Annotated in this window: 16 protein-coding genes and 2 pseudogenes; 8 read left to right on the plus strand and 10 right to left on the minus strand. The window is 65.1% G+C overall.

What is annotated here, in order from left to right:
- Positions 1–32: 32 nt before the first annotated feature.
- Positions 33–1,349 carry a TetR/AcrR family transcriptional regulator gene (locus CBI38_RS14455; protein WP_230990232.1) on the plus strand — a complete coding sequence of 439 codons (1,317 nt, stop codon included), beginning with the start codon at positions 33–35 and terminating at the stop codon, positions 1,347–1,349.
- Between the two features lie 162 nt (positions 1,350–1,511).
- Here the strand turns inward: CBI38_RS14455 and CBI38_RS14460 are convergent.
- Positions 1,512–1,875: pseudogene (locus tag CBI38_RS14460) on the minus strand (protein kinase domain-containing protein); the annotation flags it as partial.
- A 70-nt stretch (positions 1,876–1,945) separates the two neighbouring features.
- On the opposite strand from CBI38_RS14460, the gene CBI38_RS14465 reads away from it, so the two are divergent.
- The 3 genes from CBI38_RS14465 (at position 1,946) to CBI38_RS14475 (ending at position 4,501) form a co-directional block, all read left to right on the plus strand.
- The gene (locus CBI38_RS14465) at positions 1,946–2,350 is read left to right on the plus strand and encodes a hypothetical protein (protein ID WP_109329791.1); all 405 of its coding nucleotides are present in this window, start codon (positions 1,946–1,948) and stop codon (positions 2,348–2,350) included.
- Positions 2,351–2,748: 398 nt separating this feature from the next.
- Positions 2,749–3,240, plus strand: a complete 492-nt coding sequence (locus tag CBI38_RS14470) for an SRPBCC family protein (protein WP_109329793.1) — start codon at positions 2,749–2,751, stop codon at positions 3,238–3,240.
- A gap of 415 nt (positions 3,241–3,655) precedes the next feature.
- Positions 3,656–4,501, plus strand: coding sequence for a pentapeptide repeat-containing protein (locus CBI38_RS14475; protein WP_109329795.1), 846 nt, complete (start codon positions 3,656–3,658; stop codon positions 4,499–4,501).
- Between the two features lie 294 nt (positions 4,502–4,795).
- Here the strand turns inward: CBI38_RS14475 and CBI38_RS14480 are convergent, their stop codons facing one another.
- The 5 genes and pseudogenes from CBI38_RS14480 to CBI38_RS37855 form a co-directional block, all read right to left on the minus strand.
- Complete coding sequence (locus CBI38_RS14480) at positions 4,796–5,155, minus strand: inorganic pyrophosphatase (RefSeq protein ID WP_109329797.1); 360 nt, start codon at positions 5,153–5,155, stop codon at positions 4,796–4,798.
- 416 nt (positions 5,156–5,571) lie between these two features.
- Positions 5,572–6,065, minus strand: a pseudogene (locus CBI38_RS14485) (maleylpyruvate isomerase N-terminal domain-containing protein).
- A 133-nt stretch (positions 6,066–6,198) separates the two neighbouring features.
- Entirely contained in the window at positions 6,199–7,239 is a 1,041-nt protein-coding gene (locus CBI38_RS14490) for an NAD(P)-dependent alcohol dehydrogenase (protein ID WP_109329799.1), read from the minus strand.
- Positions 7,240–7,370: 131 nt separating this feature from the next.
- The gene (locus tag CBI38_RS14495; protein WP_109329801.1) at positions 7,371–7,832 is read right to left on the minus strand and encodes a MerR family transcriptional regulator; all 462 of its coding nucleotides are present in this window, start codon (positions 7,830–7,832) and stop codon (positions 7,371–7,373) included.
- Between the two features lie 245 nt (positions 7,833–8,077).
- Positions 8,078–8,248, minus strand: a complete 171-nt coding sequence (locus tag CBI38_RS37855; protein WP_162603224.1) for a hypothetical protein — start codon at positions 8,246–8,248, stop codon at positions 8,078–8,080.
- 366 nt (positions 8,249–8,614) lie between these two features.
- On the opposite strand from CBI38_RS37855, the gene CBI38_RS14505 reads away from it, so the two are divergent.
- Both CBI38_RS14505 and helR read left to right on the plus strand, forming a co-directional pair.
- Complete coding sequence (locus CBI38_RS14505; protein WP_109329805.1) at positions 8,615–9,844, plus strand: glycosyltransferase; 1,230 nt, start codon at positions 8,615–8,617, stop codon at positions 9,842–9,844.
- A 5-nt stretch (positions 9,845–9,849) separates the two neighbouring features.
- The gene (gene helR / locus CBI38_RS14510; protein ID WP_109335085.1) at positions 9,850–11,988 is read left to right on the plus strand and encodes an RNA polymerase recycling motor ATPase HelR; all 2,139 of its coding nucleotides are present in this window, start codon (positions 9,850–9,852) and stop codon (positions 11,986–11,988) included.
- 38 nt (positions 11,989–12,026) lie between these two features.
- Here the strand turns inward: helR and CBI38_RS14515 are convergent, their stop codons facing one another.
- Positions 12,027–12,449 carry a hypothetical protein gene (locus CBI38_RS14515; protein WP_109329807.1) on the minus strand — a complete coding sequence of 141 codons (423 nt, stop codon included), beginning with the start codon at positions 12,447–12,449 and terminating at the stop codon, positions 12,027–12,029.
- 119 nt (positions 12,450–12,568) lie between these two features.
- Entirely contained in the window at positions 12,569–13,054 is a 486-nt protein-coding gene (locus CBI38_RS14520; RefSeq protein ID WP_109329809.1) for a carboxymuconolactone decarboxylase family protein, read from the minus strand.
- 150 nt (positions 13,055–13,204) lie between these two features.
- Between CBI38_RS14520 and CBI38_RS14525 the strand changes: the two genes are divergently transcribed.
- On the plus strand, positions 13,205–14,140 hold the full coding sequence (locus tag CBI38_RS14525; protein WP_109329811.1) for an RNA polymerase sigma-70 factor: 936 nt from the start codon (positions 13,205–13,207) through the stop codon (positions 14,138–14,140).
- Between the two features lie 75 nt (positions 14,141–14,215).
- On the opposite strand, the gene CBI38_RS14530 is transcribed toward CBI38_RS14525, so the two are convergent.
- Complete coding sequence (locus CBI38_RS14530) at positions 14,216–14,824, minus strand: FHA domain-containing protein (RefSeq protein ID WP_109335086.1); 609 nt, start codon at positions 14,822–14,824, stop codon at positions 14,216–14,218.
- Positions 14,825–15,054: 230 nt separating this feature from the next.
- The gene (locus tag CBI38_RS14535; RefSeq protein WP_109329813.1) at positions 15,055–15,324 is read right to left on the minus strand and encodes a CD225/dispanin family protein; all 270 of its coding nucleotides are present in this window, start codon (positions 15,322–15,324) and stop codon (positions 15,055–15,057) included.
- Between the two features lie 265 nt (positions 15,325–15,589).
- On the opposite strand from CBI38_RS14535, the gene CBI38_RS14540 reads away from it, so the two are divergent.
- Complete coding sequence (locus CBI38_RS14540) at positions 15,590–15,994, plus strand: hypothetical protein (protein WP_109329815.1); 405 nt, start codon at positions 15,590–15,592, stop codon at positions 15,992–15,994.
- The last annotated feature ends 4 nt before the right edge of the window (positions 15,995–15,998 follow it).

Below are 15,998 nucleotides of genomic sequence, written 5' to 3' on the forward strand. Positions count from 1 at the left end.
CGCCGCGGGTATATCGTCGGAAGGCTGTCTTGATGGCTGTGCCGCCAGTCCGGACACCGTGTGCATCCCATAGGGGCCTCGAGGAGGAAAAGGGTGTCGTGACCGCATCGCAAACTGTGAAGGCGTCCACTGCCTCGCGCCGGCGACCTCGTGACCGGCGTGCGCAGATACTCCACAACGCCAGTGAATTGTTCACGAAATACGGGTTTCACGCCGTGCGGATGGAAGACATCGCTGAGGCAACCGACGTCACCGCACGGGCGATCTACCGGCACTTCGCCAACAAGCAGGATCTACTGTCGCAGGTGGTCCTCGAAGACCAGGACCGACTGCTCATGGCAGCCCAATCCGCCGAGAGTTCCGAATCCGACGTCTGCAGCTTGGAGCAGTTGTTGACGTGGATGGTCGAGGCATCACTGGAGAGCCTACGACTCGGCCCCCTATGGCAGCGAGAAGCACGGCACCTCACCGCCGATGACTTCGAGCGAGTGCGCGAGGGTACTCGTCGCATCGGAGGCGCGGTGCGAAGGGCCATTGAAAAAGCCGATCCCTCCAAGAGTAGATTCGGTGCCGACGTACGCGCGTGGATGGCGGTGAGCATCATTACCAGCCCAGGGCACTACGACCATTCGCTGTCACAGCGTCGCCTCTCCCCACTGCTGGTGTCTGCTGCGTTGGCAGCCATCAATACCCCTGAATGCGCGTCAGCGTCACCCGAGTCGCGCGATGCGCCTGCGGCGGAGGCTCCAGTCGCAAATGAACGGCCAGGTACATCACGTCGCGAACAGATCATCGCAGCAGCTGCGCGCGCGTTCCGGGAGCGCGGTTTCGGTGGAGTCAGCCTCGACGAGTTCGGCATCGCAGGCCCTGCCGTCTACAGGTACTTCGACAGCAAGGCAGACATCCTCTCCGCCTTGATCATTCGAGTGCAGGAATGGATGGCCCTGGAGAGCTCCAGGGCCATGCATCACAGCGCCTCGGATGAACAGGTCATCGAAGGCCTCGTGAGAGGTTATGTGCGTATCGCAACCGAAGCAACGGATCTGCTCGCCGTTTCGGTTACCGAAGCCCTCAACCTCCCCGCTAGTGCTGCCGAGCGTAATCGGCGAGTCCGCCAGGACGACCTCGCCGAATGGGTCAAATGGCTACGAATCTCGCGTTCAGAAGTCACCGAGGCCGACGCACTCGCGCTGGTGAATGCGGTTCGCACGGCACTCAACGATCTTGTCCGTATTCCGCACCTTTCACGACACGCCGAGTTCCCCGACGAGCTTGTTGCGTGCTCGCTGAATGCTCTTCTGAATACCCCGATGCCATCGGCACGATCGGGTCGGCGGCGTGATGAATAACCATGGTTGGTTAGAGAGCGGTGCCCGAGAGTCCGCTGCCCAAGGCCCCGAAGACGACTCATGCCGTCGGCGAGCTGAGTATCCGCATACTGTGCCGACACGGATTGCGAGCCGAGTCGGTCGATGGCGAACCACGGGCACCGACGTGGGCAAGTGCCGATCCGATGTCAGTGTGTCCAGCAGCTCGTCCGTGGTAAGGCCTTTGCCGCACACGTGCTCCGCGGCGCCGAGTTCGAAGCTTTCCGCGACCGCCACTCGCCCCCACGCCAGTTGTTCACGGGTGGTCCACAGTTCGATGCTCCAGTCGATGCATAGCCGCAGCGTCTGTTGCCGTGTCGGCGCACCTGGGGCTGCCGCGGGTCAGCAGGGTGTAGCGTTCGGTCAGCCGCTCGAGAATCTGCTCGGGAGACATCGCCCGCAACCGAGCGGCCGCCAGCTCGATTCGTAACGGCAACCCGTCGAGCCGGTGACGGATGCCCGCCACCGCCACCGCATTCTTTTCGGTCACGTGTCCGGCAACCGCGGACCAGGTGGTCGATAGGCCCGGAACCGGGCTTGTCGGGGACTGACAGCCCGTAACCAGCTAGCCTGCGCAGATGAGGTTCTTGGTCGGCTGCTCCTACGTCAGTGTGTTGTGCGCCTTACTGATCGGAGTGTGGGTGCTTCCCCAGCTGTTGACGAAGGGATATATCGATGTCGGCGGTTCCCCGGCCTTCGAGCCGTTGTTCATCTATCCAGGGGTTGTCGGGTTTGTCGTCTGCATCATGGCTGCTGCGACATCGTTGGTCCTGTTTGGACGCCGCCGACTTACATCGGTCGGTCAACGCCTCATCGCGGCTGGCCAGGTGTTTACAGTCGCGTTGTTCGCCGCATGTATTGCGTCGCTGCGGCTGCCGTCGGCGACTGGATGGGAGCTACTCGCACTGCCCGGGGCATTGCTGATCGGTCAGACCGCGGTGGGGGCCGGCTTGGTGTTTTCGAGATCGCTGAGGGGCACCTGATGAACGGGCTGCTGTGAGCGCTTGCTTGCCGCGACTGGCCTGACCGGTTGCGATCCCTTGCGGAGCCACCTGTCGGTCGGAGTGCGGTGTGGTACGTGACCGCGTAGAACGCCAGGAGCCGCCGCATGCGCTTGCGATGCGGGAACGGAACTGACGTACGACACGGTGGTGAGCAACTGTGCCGCCCCTGGGCCCGCGCTTCGCGGTGGACAACGGCTTCGGCGAGCCGCACGTCGACGTGTGCGGGCGGCCGCAACACGCCCTTGCCCTTCGCAGATGGGGCGACGCCCGCCGTGACCACCCGGAACCGGAACATCGTTGGACGTGCCATGACCTCACAGTATGAAGCGAGGGTGCTAGCGTCGGCTTCCTTACTCGGGAACCAGGAGCGCTCCGCCATGAAGTACACCGTCTCGATCGAGATCGCCCTGCCTCTGGAGACAGTGGTACAGCTGCTCGCCGACTCGGCACACCTGCCGAAGTGGCTGCGGGGTCTGGTGCTGCACGAGCCGCTGAGTGGGGTGCACGGGCAAGTCGGTACCAGATCGCGAGTCGTGATGCAGATGGGGAAGCACAAGTTCGAGGGCACCGAGACCATCACGCGTCGGGAACCGGCAGACCTGCGCGGGATCCCGAAAGGGAGCGTCGTTCACTTCGACCGCGAGATCGTCGGCGAGGGCATGTGGAGTGCCGTGCGCGACCGGCTGACCGAAGCGGGTCCGGAGACGACGCTCTGGGTGAGCGAGAGCGAATACCGGTTCAGCGGCTTGCTGATGCGCCTGGTGGGGCTGCTGATGCCGGGCTCCTTCCGCAAGCAGTCGCTACAGCACATGCAGGACTTCAAGGCGTTCGCCGAGCAGGGAAAGGACGTCCGCGAAGCCAAGGACTGATCTACGACCAGCGCTCGTCTCCCGAGAGTGGGGAGATGCTGACGTGACCTCATGAGGCACCGCAAGGGGTCCGCTTTCGGAAACCGCTCGGAAGCTCGGGGTTCCGATTCGGGCGATCGGGCTGGGTGAGCGCGGTGTGGACGAGTTGTGGGTCGCCGCCGCCTAGCTGTACTTTGTGTGTAGTGCTTACCATAACTCGTCTGTGACCCAGACCCTTAGCGTTGATTGTGTGCCGCGCCTTCGTGCGGTGGTGATTCCGTGTGCCTCGAGAGGGAACCCGTTGGCGGGTTCCCTACTCCTGTCCTGCACTGGAATCGCCACTTGGAGCTCACTTGATCATTTCGTCGACAACCATGTCCATGCCGCGTCGGCGGTGCCCGTTCGTCCTCCGCCGTGCTGAGCTGGAGATTCTGCGATGACCGCCGCTCCTGCGCCTCAGCGTCGTCAGGATCTGCGCGCCGACTGCGGAAGCTGTTTCGCTTTGTGCTGCACTGCGTTCGGGTTCTCCCGATCGGTCGATTTCGCCGAGGACAAGCCAGCCGGCGCACCATGCCGGCACCTCGGTTCGGAGTTCTCCTGCACTGTCCACGCGGGACTCCGCTCACGGGGGTTCCGCGGCTGTACAGTTTTCGACTGCTTCGGCGCCGGCCAGGCCGTATCCCAGCGATTGTTCTCCGGGATCAGCTGGCGGGAGCGTCCGGATTTGCAGCAACGCATGTTTGCCGCCTTCAAGGTCATGAAGCAACTGCACGAGATGCTGTGGTATCTGCTCGAGGCGCAGGCGCGTACCTATGACCCGGACGCTGCACATGAAGCTCGCGACCTCGCCTCAGTCATCACCGCACTGACTCGTGGCGGCCTGCCCGAACTACTCACGGTCGATATGGATGCTCTGCATTCCGATGTCAGAGCAGTCCTCGTCGACACCAGTGAGGAAGTTCGGGCTTCCTACTTCGCCGAAAATGGACGCCTGGACAAGGGCCTCGGCCCTGGGGCGGACCTTGTCGGTAAGAATTTGCGCGCCCGCAGATTGTGCGGCGCGGACCTACGCGGAGCCTGTCTGATTGCCGCAGACCTGAGGGAGAGCGACCTCACCGCGGTTGATCTGCTCGGAGCGGATCTTCGTGATGCCAGGTTGGAGGGCGCCGATTTGTCGGCCGCGTTGTACGTCACCCAACCTCAAATCAACGCCGCCCGAGGTAGCGGCAAAACGCGTTTGCCGACCGGTATTTCCGCTCCCGAACATTGGCACAGTCGGTAGCCGGTCGGCCGACCATATCGATTCCGTGACAAGCGATTCCGCCGGATAGAGGGATGTCGACCGTCAGCCTGCTTGCTACGGACACCGGGCACTTGACCGATCTGGCCGCCCGTGTAGCTCACGGCCTGGCGCATCCCTCTATCCGGCCTGTTCGATTCAACGAAGCTCGGCGGCCTTCGGCAAACCCTCGCGACGCGGTGATCGACGAGCTTCCCGCACCGTGATGCACTCACACATCTATCGACACGGATTCGGACCACGCGGGGCGCACTGCAGAACCCTGGTCGGCACGAGCTACCGGTGGACGATCGTGGCACCGAGACGAATACTGCCGGTAAGAAACTCGGCGACTCGGTCGATCTCGGTAAGCGAGCAGCTCACCAGTATTTTCACTTCTACGTCGCGTTTCATCGCGTCAACGGTGAGCGCGACCGCGGTGATGCCGGTGGTCGAGTCCGTACCACGGAAAATATCGACGCCCGCGCCATCGGCTGCTGTGGTGCCGATCAGGTAGCCATAGTCCAGTGGGTAGGTGACGGCAGGATACCTCGGGTGAGCAGTGCCTTTCGGTCGATCTATCCGCACCTCGGCCGAGGAGACGAGACTGTCGAGGGCATCGAAGAATGACATCTGCATCAACACAGTCTGCGGCATCTATGAGGCTCTGATCCGTCCGGTGGGGAATCGTTGACCGGTCGTCAATCCTTCAGAACGCTGGCAACTCCGATGTGTGGGTCTCGGTGACATGTCCGGCTAGCTGGCCGAACGTTGACGTAGGTCGAGTGGCCGCGAGCACTTACCGTGCAAACGAGGAGACGATTCCCGATGTCACCTTCCCCTATCTGGTACTGGCTCGGCGACCATTACTGGTACACGGTGTATCCGTTGATAACGCTGTTCGGCCCGATCTTCAGCTGATCGCGATGGTGGACTCCGCGACGACGTCTACTTCTGGTGCCGTTCCTGTGAGGTCGCGGTCCGGGACGTGCAAAACGACATGAGTGTCGTCGTCGCGTCCCGCAAGCCTGACGAGTGCCCTGGACCGCCCGCGCCGCCGCACTGGTAGGCAATTATCTGAGGACTAGCGGCAGTGTCGCGGTGAGCTCGCCCAGTTCGGCCTTCTCCGCGTCGGTCGGGGCCCGCCGTCCGGTGCCGACCAGCAGCGCGTCCCTGTCGCAGAACGACGTGGGGAAGGTGGTGCCGGCGATCTTCTCCGACATATGGCGGGACTGGGCAAGTCCCTCGATGGGCGGCTGCGCAGCGTCCGGGAGGTGTGCGATGAGGTCGAGGTGAAACTGCAGCAGCCGCGGCTCCTGGTATGCGGCGGCGAGCCGGACGATCAAGGAGTCGAGTGGGTCGTCGCCGCTTGGCGGTGTTTGGGCGAGGTCCCAGTAGGTCACCGCGTTGCGGGTTGGTTCCGAGCCGGTGGGAGTCGCGAGGGTGATCAAGACGTCCTGAGCGTCAATGATCAGGTGGCACACCAAGTCCCGCCGAGCCAGCCGGTGCAGATCGGCAGTGGATATCTGCTCGGTCGCCGCGCCAGCTGACGATCGCCCAGTTGGATGCCAGGGCGGCGTCATCACGTCAGATGTCGCTTGCTTTCATACCCGAGCTGCGGGCGAAAACAGACGTTCCCTCCCTTCGATGTGTGATGTGTGGGTGAACGCCCGCCTCGTCCGGCGGGCGTTCACGTTGGGTCAGTTCAGGGTGGCGGTGTCGATGACGAACCGGTATCGGACGTCTGACGCGAGGACGCGCTCGTATGCCTGGTTGATCCGGTCGGCGGGGATCACTTCGATTTCGGATCCGATGCCGTGGTCGGCGCAGAAGTCGAGCATCTCCTGGGTCAGGGCGATGCCGCCGATCATCGACCCGGCGAAGTTGCGGCGGCCGCCGATCAGCGACATCACGTTCAGGCTGAGCGGCTCGGCTGGAGCACCGACATTGACCAGGGAACCGTCGACGGCGAGGAGTCCGAGGTAGGCGTTGAGGTCGATTGCGGCGCTGACCGTGTTGATGATGAGGTCGAACCGGCCGGCGAGCTGCTCGAAGGTTCTGGGGTCGGAGGTGGCGTAGTACGCGTCTGCGCCGAGGCGGAGTCCGTCCTCCTGCTTCTTCAGCGACTGGGACAGCACGGTGACCTCGGCGCCGAGGGCGTGGGCGATCTTGACGGCCATGTGCCCGAGCCCGCCGAGGCCGACGATGGCAACCTTCTTGCCGGGACCGGCGCCCCAGCGGCGCAGCGGGGCGTAGGTGGTGATCCCGGCGCACATTAGGGGAGCCGCCGCAGCCGGGTCCAAGCTTTTCGGGACGGACAGGACGTAGTCGGCATCGACGACGACGTGGGTGGAGTAGCCGCCCTGGGTGGTGGTGCCGTCACGGTCTACGCCGGCGTAGGTGGGGACCACGCCGTCGGTGCAGTATTGCTCGTCGCCGTTGCGGCAGTTGATGCACTGGCCGCAGGAGTTGACCAGGCAGCCGACGCCGACGCGGTCACCGACCTTGTGACGTGTGACGTCGGCGCCGACCTCGGCGACGATGCCGACGATTTCGTGGCCGGGCACAACCGGGAAGGGTTGCGAACCCCAGTCGCCGTTGACGGTGTGGATGTCGGAGTGACAGATGCCGGCGTACTGAATCTCGATAAGGACGTCGTGGGAGCCGACGTCGCGGCGCTCGATGGTCGTGGGAACCAGCGGCTGGCCCGCGGCGGGAGCGGCGTACGCGTGGACACGCATGGCAAATCTTCCTTCTTCTCCGGGGGGTCACTTCGGTAGTGAGTAGGGCAGGACCGCGTGACCGGTGGCGCATCCGTCTACGGGCAAGCACCGGGCGTGTACGGGCGAGCGCCGGGCGTGCGGGGTGTGGGCTATCGCTTCTTGGTGTTCTTGAGCTCGTCAGCCAGTGCGCTCGCCTCGGCCGCGAGGAGCGTGGCACCGGCCTCGTCGCCCGCGTCGATCGTGCGCCAGTAGTCGATCTTCAGTTCGACGTAGCGTTGGCGGAGTGCCATCTGCCGGGCCTCGAGTGCGAGTTGCTGCCGGCGTTGGGTCAGCAATTCGATCTGCGCGGGGGCGGCCCCGGCCCCGAGTTGTGCGTTGGCGACGTACTCTTTCATGTCGCTGACCGACATCCCGGTTGCCGCCAGGCACGCGATTGCCAACAGCTGTCCCAAGTCGTTCTCGTCGTAGACCCTGTGTCTACTGCTCTCCCCGCGGATGATCGGCGCGATCACACCGACCGACTCGTAGTAACGCAGCGTGCTGGCCGGAAGTCCGGTCAGTGCGGCCGCGTCCTTGATCGTGTAGTCGCGTGGGGTGGTTCGTGCACTCACGACATAAACGCTAAGAACTTCAAGTACTTGAAGTCAAAGGTTGAGTGGGTCACACCCGAGGGCCTCGTCAAGTTCTGCCGATGTGTCGGTTGAATCGGAGGCTGATTGGTCGCGGGCCGATTCCGAGTTCGGGCTGAGCAACTCCGGTCGCTGCACCAGCAACTGTCGCAGCCGCGGAGCCATCAATAGGGTGACGGCGCTGGTGCTGAGGAACCTGACCGTCGTTTCGTACCCCGCGACCACCATCAACGAGGCGGTGCCCACCGCTTCGGACGCCGAGAGCCAGTCGGCTCGTCGGCGGCGGCGAGCTCGCTGAACAAGTCATCGGCCGGGCACCCGGCCTTGGCGGCCAGCAGCGAGTCCGCATCACCGCGGGCGATATCTGCTGTCCGATAGCTGCCGGACAGATCGGGCATGCCCGAGGTTCATGCATACCGCCTTGACGGTTCGGGGGCGAGGCAACCGAGTCGCCTATGCGGCAGACATTCTCGCCTGACCAAAGTTGCGGAGTTGATCTCAGCGGAGCCGCAGCAGCGCGGCGCCCACACTTTGAGCGCCGACTTGCGACGGTCGTTGGAGTGGTCTGCACCGGCCGTCCCCGTTGGCACGCGTCGCGTTCGAGCAATTTCTGGGGGGGAATGCGTCCGCAACCGGACGAGAAGGAAGGAGACGAACTCTCTTCCACTTTCAATGTATAGCGCACCCGGGGTCTTGCGGCAAGGCCCGGGTTGTGCCGCAAACTTACCGGCCTGAGCCGGAACCGGCGGAATTGGGGGACATGAATGCGTGTGTTGTTGTCGACGTATGGGTCGCGCGGTGATGTCGAACCGTTGGTGGGACTCGTGGTGCAGTTGCAGGACCTCGGCACGGAGGTGCGGGTGTGCGCGCCGCCGGACGAGGACTTCGCGCAGCGCCTGGCTGGTGTCGGCGTATCGATGGTGCCCGTCGGGCAGTCGGCACGTGCGCTGACGACCGCGGCACCGTCTTCGGCGGACCTGCCCCGGCGCGCGGCCGAGTTGATCGCCGCTCAGTTCGAGGCGGTCACTGCTGCGGCCGAGGGATGTGACGGGTTGGTCGCGACCGGTGTGATGCCTGCGGCGGCCGGTGCGTTGTCGGTGGCCGAGAAACTGGGCATTCCGTCCGTGTCCGTGACCTTTCAGCAGCTCACCTTGCCGTCACCGCATCGCCCGCCGCTGGCGTATCCGGGCCGGTCATTCCCGCCGGATGTGACGGACAACCGGACACTGTGGGAGCTGGACGCTCAGAGCATCGATGCGCTTTTCGGTGAGGCGCTCGACACCAACCGGGCGTCGATCGGCCTGCCCCCGGTAAGCCACGTTCGCGACTACGTTTTCGGCGACCGGCCGTGGCTCGCGACGGACCCGATTCTGGACCCGTGGCGAGGGACGTCAGACCTCGATGTCGTCCAGACCGGCGCGTGGATCCCGCCCGACGACCGCCCACTTCCTGCCGACTTGGTGGCATTTCTGGACGCTGGCACACCGCCGGTGTATGTGGGCTTCGGCAGCATGCCCATGGGAGTGGCGAAGGACGCCGCCAGGGTGGCCATCGAGGCGATCCGCGCGCAGGGGCGCCGCGCACTTGTCGGGCGGGGTTGGGCGGACCTCGCCCTGATCGACGACCTCGCCGACTGCTTCGCCGTCGGCGAGGTCAATCAGCAGGCACTGTTCACCCGGGTAGCCGCCGTCGTGCACCATGGCGGCGCGGGAACGACGACGACGGCCACGCGGGCAGGCGCGCCACAGGTGGTGGTACCGCAGGTGGTGGACCAACCGTACTGGGCCGGACGAGTGGCCGCTATGGGTATCGGCGCAGCGCACGACGGTCCGGTTCCGACCTTCGAGTCGCTGTCGGCAGCACTCACGGCGGCCCTGACTCCTCAAACCAGAGCACGGGCGGCCGCCGTGGCGGGCACGATCCGAACGGACGGGGCAGCGGTCGCCGCGACGCTGCTGCTCGGCACGATTGAACGACCAACGGATCGGAGCTGATGACTGTGAACCCCTTGACTACCACGGCATTCGCTCTTCCCGACCACCTGACGGCCAAGGCCGACCCGGCGCTGATCGCCGGGGATGAGCGGCACTTCGCCGCGATCGCAGAAAGCCTCGAACAGTCCATCGCCGACCTGTCCCGCCGCATCGATGCCGAACGCAAAGCGCCCCGCCGTCTGGGCCAGGAGGCGATGGAGCGGGACATGATGGTTCACGAGCTGAACGCTCAGCTGCGCGCCTTGCGCCGCTTCGGCTTGGACCTGTGCCTCGGACACATCGTCAGCGCCGACAACCCCGAGCCCGTGTATGTCGGACGCCTCGGCCTCATGGACAGTGCGGGCAATCAGCTGCTGGTCGACTGGCGTTCGCCCGCGGCCGAGCCGTTCTTCGGGGCCACCCACGCCAACCCGCTGGGCCTGACCCGCCGTCGCAGGTATCGCTGGACCCGCGGGCGGATCAGCGATTACTGGGACGAGGTGTTTACGCCTGACGGGTTCGAAGGGAACGCGGCGCTCGACGACCAGTCCGCGTTCATCGCCAGCTTGGGCAGCAACCGGACTGCCCGAATGCGAGACGTGCTCGGCACCATCCAGGCCGACCAGGACGCCATCATCCGTGCGGGAGCGAGCGGCGCCCTCGTCGTCGACGGTGGTCCGGGTACAGGTAAGACCGTCGTCGCGCTGCACCGCGCCGCGTACCTGCTCTACTCCGACCCCCGACTCCGTCACGGGGTGTTGTTCGTCGGACCACACGAGCCCTACCTGGCCTACGTCGCCGACGTCCTGCCCAGCCTCGGCGAAGAGGGCGTTCAACTGTGCACCCTGCGCGACCTCGTCACCGAGGGCGCCGCCGCCCGGGTCGAGCAGGATCCGGAGGTGGCGCGCCTGAAGTCGTCCGCGGATCTGGTGAAGGCGATCGGTGCGGCCGTCGAGTTCTACGAGGAGCCGCCCACCGAGGGCATGACGGTCGCGACCGACTGGACCGACCTCTGGCTGAGCGCCGACGACTGGGTCGAGGCATTCGCAGCGCCGGAACCCGGCACTCCGCACAACGAGGCGCGGGACCAGATCTGGGAGCTGCTGCTCACGATCCTGATCGACAAGTACGACGGTGACGTTCCGGCCGCCCAACTCCGGAAGTCGTTGCAGCAGAACGACGAACTGCGCGCAACCCTCGACAACGCATGGACCCTGATCGAAGCCGCCGACCTCGTCGCAGACCTGTGGTCGGTCCCCGCCTACCTGCGCAAGTGCGCACCCTGGCTCAGCGACGACGAAATTCGGAAACTGCAACGCGCGGACGCCCAGAACTGGACGGTGTCCGACCTGCCACTGCTGGATGCGGCACGGCAGCGACTCGGGGACCCGGCGGCGTCAGGACGCCGACGTCGGTGCAACGCCGCCGTCGCTGCCGAACGCGCGCGCATGAGTGACGTCGTCGACGACCTGATCGCGGCCGACGACTCGGAAATGCTCGTGATGTCGATGCTGCGTGGCCAGGACCTGCAGCAGTCCCTGGTCGACGAGACCGCTCTGCCGAGCTCCGACCCGGATTTGCTCGCCGGACCGTTCGCGCACATCGTGGTGGACGAGGCTCAGGAACTGACGGACGCGGAGTGGCAGATGTTGTTGCTGCGCTGCCCGTCCCGCAGCTTCACCATCGTCGGGGACCGGGCGCAGGCCCGGCACGGGTTCACCGAGTCGTGGCACGAACGGCTCGGGCGGATCGGGTTCGATCGGATCGACCTCGCCGCACTGAGCATCAACTACCGGACCCCGGAAGAGATCATGACGGAAGCCGAACTGGTCATCCGTACCTTCCTCCCGGACGCCAACGTGCCGACCTCCATCCGCAGCAGCGGCAACCCCGTCGTACACCGATCCACGTCGGAGCTGGGCTCGATCCTCGACACCTGGCTCGAATCGAACTCCGACGGGATCGCATGCGTCATAGGCGATCCCGATTTCCAGTCGACGTCGCGTATCCGGTCGCTGACACCGGAGCTGTCGAAGGGGCTCGAGTTCGACCTCGTCATTCTGGTCGACCCGGCGTCGTTCGGTGAGGGGATCGAAGGAGCCGTCGACCGCTACGTCGCCATGACGCGGGCAACCCGGCAACTCGTCATCCTCACGAGTTGCTGACGCCGGCCGACCACAGGCTGGGGAGCTGCCCCCTAGGACTACATCAGTTCGCCGCCCGTCGCCTGCAACTCCAGGTAGTCGCGCACCAACAGGGGTGAACAGGGTGTGGACACGTCAGCCCAGGGAGAGTGGTCGGGTAGTTGCAGTGGCAGCGTTTCGGGTAGCGCCTCGCGACACCGGATGCCGGCCCGCAGTGGCGGCGTCAACGAGTTCCACCACGTGTCGAGGGCGCATCTGCAGTGGGAGAGGTAGTCCGAGAGTGGTCCCTGCAGAAGCGCGATCTGCGGTACCGAATCAGCTTTGCCACTGATGGCTGCGACGCACGAGTTTCCGCACACGGTCATCACCTGACCGATGAACTGTGGCGGCATTATGCCTTCCGGATTTCGCAGCAGGGCGAGGCGTGCGCCGACGGAAAGGGCTTCATACGCCGCTTCGGGGTCGATTGCCTCGTCACCCATGCCACGACGGTACTCGGATGTGGTCGTCTCCTACCAGGAACCGCGCTAGTTCGTTTTTCCGGTCCGGTGAAGGATCGCCGAGCGGTCGGCGATCCTTCACCGGACATTTGGTCGGCCTGTCAGCTCGTCATACTGGCGAACATGCCGGGTTCGTAGGACCCGGCCGGATTACGCACGATCACGTTGATCCGGTTGGCGGCATTGATCAGGGCCACCAGGGACACCAGCGCGGCGATCTGGTCGTCGTCGTAGTACTTGCGCACCTGCGACCAGGTCTCGTCGGACACGCCGTGGTGGGCGTCGGCGAGCCGGGTGCCCTCTTCTGCGAGTGCCAGCGCGGCCCGCTCGGCCTCGGTGAACACGGTGGCCTCGCGCCAGGCGGCGACCAGATTCAGCCGGATCGGGGTCTCGCCGGCGGCCGCGGCATCCTTGGTGTGCATGTCGGTGCAGAAGCCACAGCCGTTGATCTGGCTGGCCCGGATCTCGACCAGGTGCTGGGTGGCCTTCGGCAGCGGCGATTGGTCGATCACCAGGGCCGCGTTCGCGAACCGCTTAGCGAATTTCATGGCAATCTCATTGTCGAACAGGTCGAATCGGGCATCCATGACTTCGTCCTCACTCGTGGTGGCGTGCTGATCTGTACGAACATGAGATGCCGGGCACCCGACTGTTGTGACACATGTTTCGGATGTCACAAAACGGCGGCGTCCGGTGTCTGGTGTCTGACACAGAACGACAGAGAAGAGGAGCCATCCATGGCCGGCACGTCGCAGACCACGCCCGCAGATCGTGGCGGGAGCCAGGATGATCATTCGGATCCCGCTACCGAAGCGTTCGTCGCCCACCGCAACCTGCTGTTCACTGTTGCCTACGAGATGCTCGGCTCAGCCACCGACGCGGAAGACGTCCTCCAGGAAACCTGGCTGCGCTGGGCAGGCGTCGATCTCGACACCGTCCGCAATCAGCGTGCGTATCTCGTCCGGATCACCACCCGTCAGGCCCTCGTCCGGCTGCGGACGCTCAGTCGGCGCAGGGAGGCGTACGTCGGCCAGTGGTTGCCCGAGCCGCTGCTGACCGCACCCGATGTAGCCGAGGACGTCGAGTTGGCCGACAGCGTGTCCATGGCGATGCTGCTGGTGCTGGAGACGCTCGCGCCGACCGAGCGGGCGGTGTTCGTGCTGCGTGAGGTGTTCGATCTCGAGTACGGCGAGATCGCGGAGGCCGTCGGCAAGAGCCCGGACGCTGTCCGTCAGATCGCGCACCGGGCGCGGGGACATGTCGCTGCGCGCCGACCGCGCGGCGTCGTGTCCCCGGCCGAATCCCGAGACGCACTCGCGGCGTTCCAGCGGGCACTCGAAACGGGTGATCTGCAGAGCCTGCTCGACCTGCTCGCACCCGACGTCGTCCTCTTGGGTGACGGCGGCGGGGTCAAGCAGGCGGTGCCGCGACCGATCGTGGGAGCCGACAAAGTGGGTCGCCTGCTGGCGGCCGGCCTGCCGCGGATCGACGGCCAGGTGTCGGTCGAGCCGGTGCAGATCAATGGCTGCCCAGCTCTGATCGTCCGGCTCGACGGGGAGATCGACGACGTCGTGGCGGTGCGGATGGACGACGGCATGATCACCGGGCTCTACATCGTGCGCAATCCCGAGAAGCTCTCACGCGTCGAGCAGGAGAACGCGGTGAGCCGCTGAGATCTGAACGCTGACGGTGGGGCTGTCGCGTCGGCGATTCGACCCGCGGTGAGGTAGCAATCGACAACTGAGGCGTCAGAGGGTGTGTGGGGTGGCGATTTTGTTCGTGAGGGCAAGGGCGACCAGTCGGCCGCGTTTCTCGTTGCGGGCAAATTCGTCGACTTGGAATTTGCTGCAGAGAGCGCGCAAATGTGATTTGACGGTTTCGGTGCTCAACTGCAGAGCGTCGGCGATCTGCTGGTTCGATGCGGGGACAGGGTGATCGGTGCCGTTGTGGAACGGCCGGCACAACTCGGTGAGGACGGCGTGCTGGGCAGGGGTGAGCTCGGGGGGTGTGTCGAGGGTGTCGCCGATGGCGGTTTCGCCGCATCCGGTGGCGGGTTCCCCGTGGTAGGTGAGGGTGCTGTCGCCGATCCGGATGACGTCTCCGGGGTGCAGGATCCGGCGTCCGCGTATCCGGGTGCCGTTCACGAAGGTGCCGTTGCGGGAGAGACTTTCGTCGGTGACGGCCCAGTAGCCGCCGATGTGTTCGACGGTGGCGTGGAGGCGGGAAATGTCCGGGTCGGTGGACAGTGACACGTCGGCGTATGCGGAGCGGCCGATGATGATCTGGGACCGGTCCGGGGTCAGTGGTAATTCGTGTGTGTGTCCGTGGTTCGTGTAGGTCAGGACCGGGTATTTCACTGGCATTGATCCTTTCGGTATGTGTCCGCAGGGATGGGCAAGGTCGTGGGTATGGCGCTTACCGGTTCCTTCTATCGTGGTGCGCCGGGGGTCGTGGTGTTAGTGCCCCTGGGGTGATATTTGTCCACCCCTCACGGGGGCTCCAGGCGCCAGGCGCTATCGGGCGCCGCGGATCTGTGGATGTTCGGCTCGAAGGGTCTTCGGGGTCTGGTGTGCGCTGGAGATGCCGGTCAGACGAAGGCGGAGGCCAGGCACCATGCGGTGAAGAGGCCGCCGAGGCAGAGGGCGATGATGCCGAGGGTCCGGGCCCGGGCCGATGCGGCGCGAGCGCCGTCGAGGTCGCCGTTGTACCAGCGGGGAAACACTTTCAGTGCGTTGCTGAACGCGGCGAACGCGAGGGGCCAGAAGAACACGACGGTGACGACGGCCCACCCGACGTTCGAGGACGGGGGCGGCGGGTACTGCGGGGTCTGCGGTGTGGTCAGTTCGGGCTGGGTCATGGGTCTTCCTGGGGTATGTGCGGTGTGGGAGTGGGTGTGCTTGCCCTGTTCACACTGGTCCACACCGATCCCGCCCGCATCCCCTTCAGGGTGGGAGTGCGGTCACCCCCTATCGAGGCTGCAATGCGTTGGGGGACTGAGGGTTCGGCGACTCCTCGGGGTGTGGTGATGTGCACCCTGAAGGGGATGAGGTGACCCCGCGGCGGCGGGCATTGTTGACGGCATCGAAAGCACCACCCCCACTCACACACCGGAGGAACACACCATGTCGAACACCACCACGTCCACCAAGTCCGTCAAGACCGCAGTCCGCGCCCTTCTCGTCGGCGCCGCCGCGGTGCCCATGCTGATCCTCGGGGCGGGTGCCGCGTCAGCCGCTCCATTTCCGTTCGATGTACCGATCAATATCGGTTTCGAGAACAACCAGCAGGGCGGCAATGGTGGCAATGGCACCGGTGGCAACGCCGGTAACGGCAACAACAACACCGGCGGCAATGGAACCGGTGGTGCGGGCGGCAACGTCGGCGGAGGCGGAATCAACATCGGTTTCGAGAACAAGCAGCAGGGCGGCAATGGTGGCAATGGCACCGGTGGCAACGCCGGTAACGGCAACAACAACACCGGTGGTAACGGAACCGGTGGTGCGGGCGGCGGCGTCGGTACTAGGTAGGTAA

The sequence above is a fragment of the Rhodococcus oxybenzonivorans genome (genome assembly GCF_003130705.1).
Taxonomy (GTDB): domain Bacteria; phylum Actinomycetota; class Actinomycetes; order Mycobacteriales; family Mycobacteriaceae; genus Rhodococcus_F; species Rhodococcus_F oxybenzonivorans.

Bases quoted from the DNA above. Each gene is read 5' to 3' on its own strand.
- CBI38_RS14520 (WP_109329809.1), bottom strand. From the start codon at position 13,054: ATGGATGCCCGATTCGACCTGTTCGACAATGAGATTGCCATGAAATTC.
- CBI38_RS14535 (WP_109329813.1), bottom strand. From the start codon at position 15,324: ATGACCCAGCCCGAACTGACCACACCGCAGACCCCGCAGTACCCGCCG.
- CBI38_RS37855 (WP_162603224.1), bottom strand. From the start codon at position 8,248: ATGCCCGATCTGTCCGGCAGCTATCGGACAGCAGATATCGCCCGCGGT.
- CBI38_RS14515 (WP_109329807.1), bottom strand. From the start codon at position 12,449: ATGGGTGACGAGGCAATCGACCCCGAAGCGGCGTATGAAGCCCTTTCC.
- CBI38_RS14490 (WP_109329799.1), bottom strand. From the start codon at position 7,239: ATGCGTGTCCACGCGTACGCCGCTCCCGCCGCGGGCCAGCCGCTGGTT.
- CBI38_RS14475 (WP_109329795.1), top strand. From the start codon at position 3,656: ATGACCGCCGCTCCTGCGCCTCAGCGTCGTCAGGATCTGCGCGCCGAC.
- CBI38_RS14465 (WP_109329791.1), top strand. From the start codon at position 1,946: ATGAGGTTCTTGGTCGGCTGCTCCTACGTCAGTGTGTTGTGCGCCTTA.
- CBI38_RS14505 (WP_109329805.1), top strand. From the start codon at position 8,615: ATGCGTGTGTTGTTGTCGACGTATGGGTCGCGCGGTGATGTCGAACCG.
- CBI38_RS14455 (WP_230990232.1), top strand. From the start codon at position 33: ATGGCTGTGCCGCCAGTCCGGACACCGTGTGCATCCCATAGGGGCCTC.
- CBI38_RS14525 (WP_109329811.1), top strand. From the start codon at position 13,205: ATGGCCGGCACGTCGCAGACCACGCCCGCAGATCGTGGCGGGAGCCAG.
- CBI38_RS14470 (WP_109329793.1), top strand. From the start codon at position 2,749: ATGAAGTACACCGTCTCGATCGAGATCGCCCTGCCTCTGGAGACAGTG.
- CBI38_RS14480 (WP_109329797.1), bottom strand. From the start codon at position 5,155: ATGCCGCAGACTGTGTTGATGCAGATGTCATTCTTCGATGCCCTCGAC.
- CBI38_RS14540 (WP_109329815.1), top strand. From the start codon at position 15,590: ATGTCGAACACCACCACGTCCACCAAGTCCGTCAAGACCGCAGTCCGC.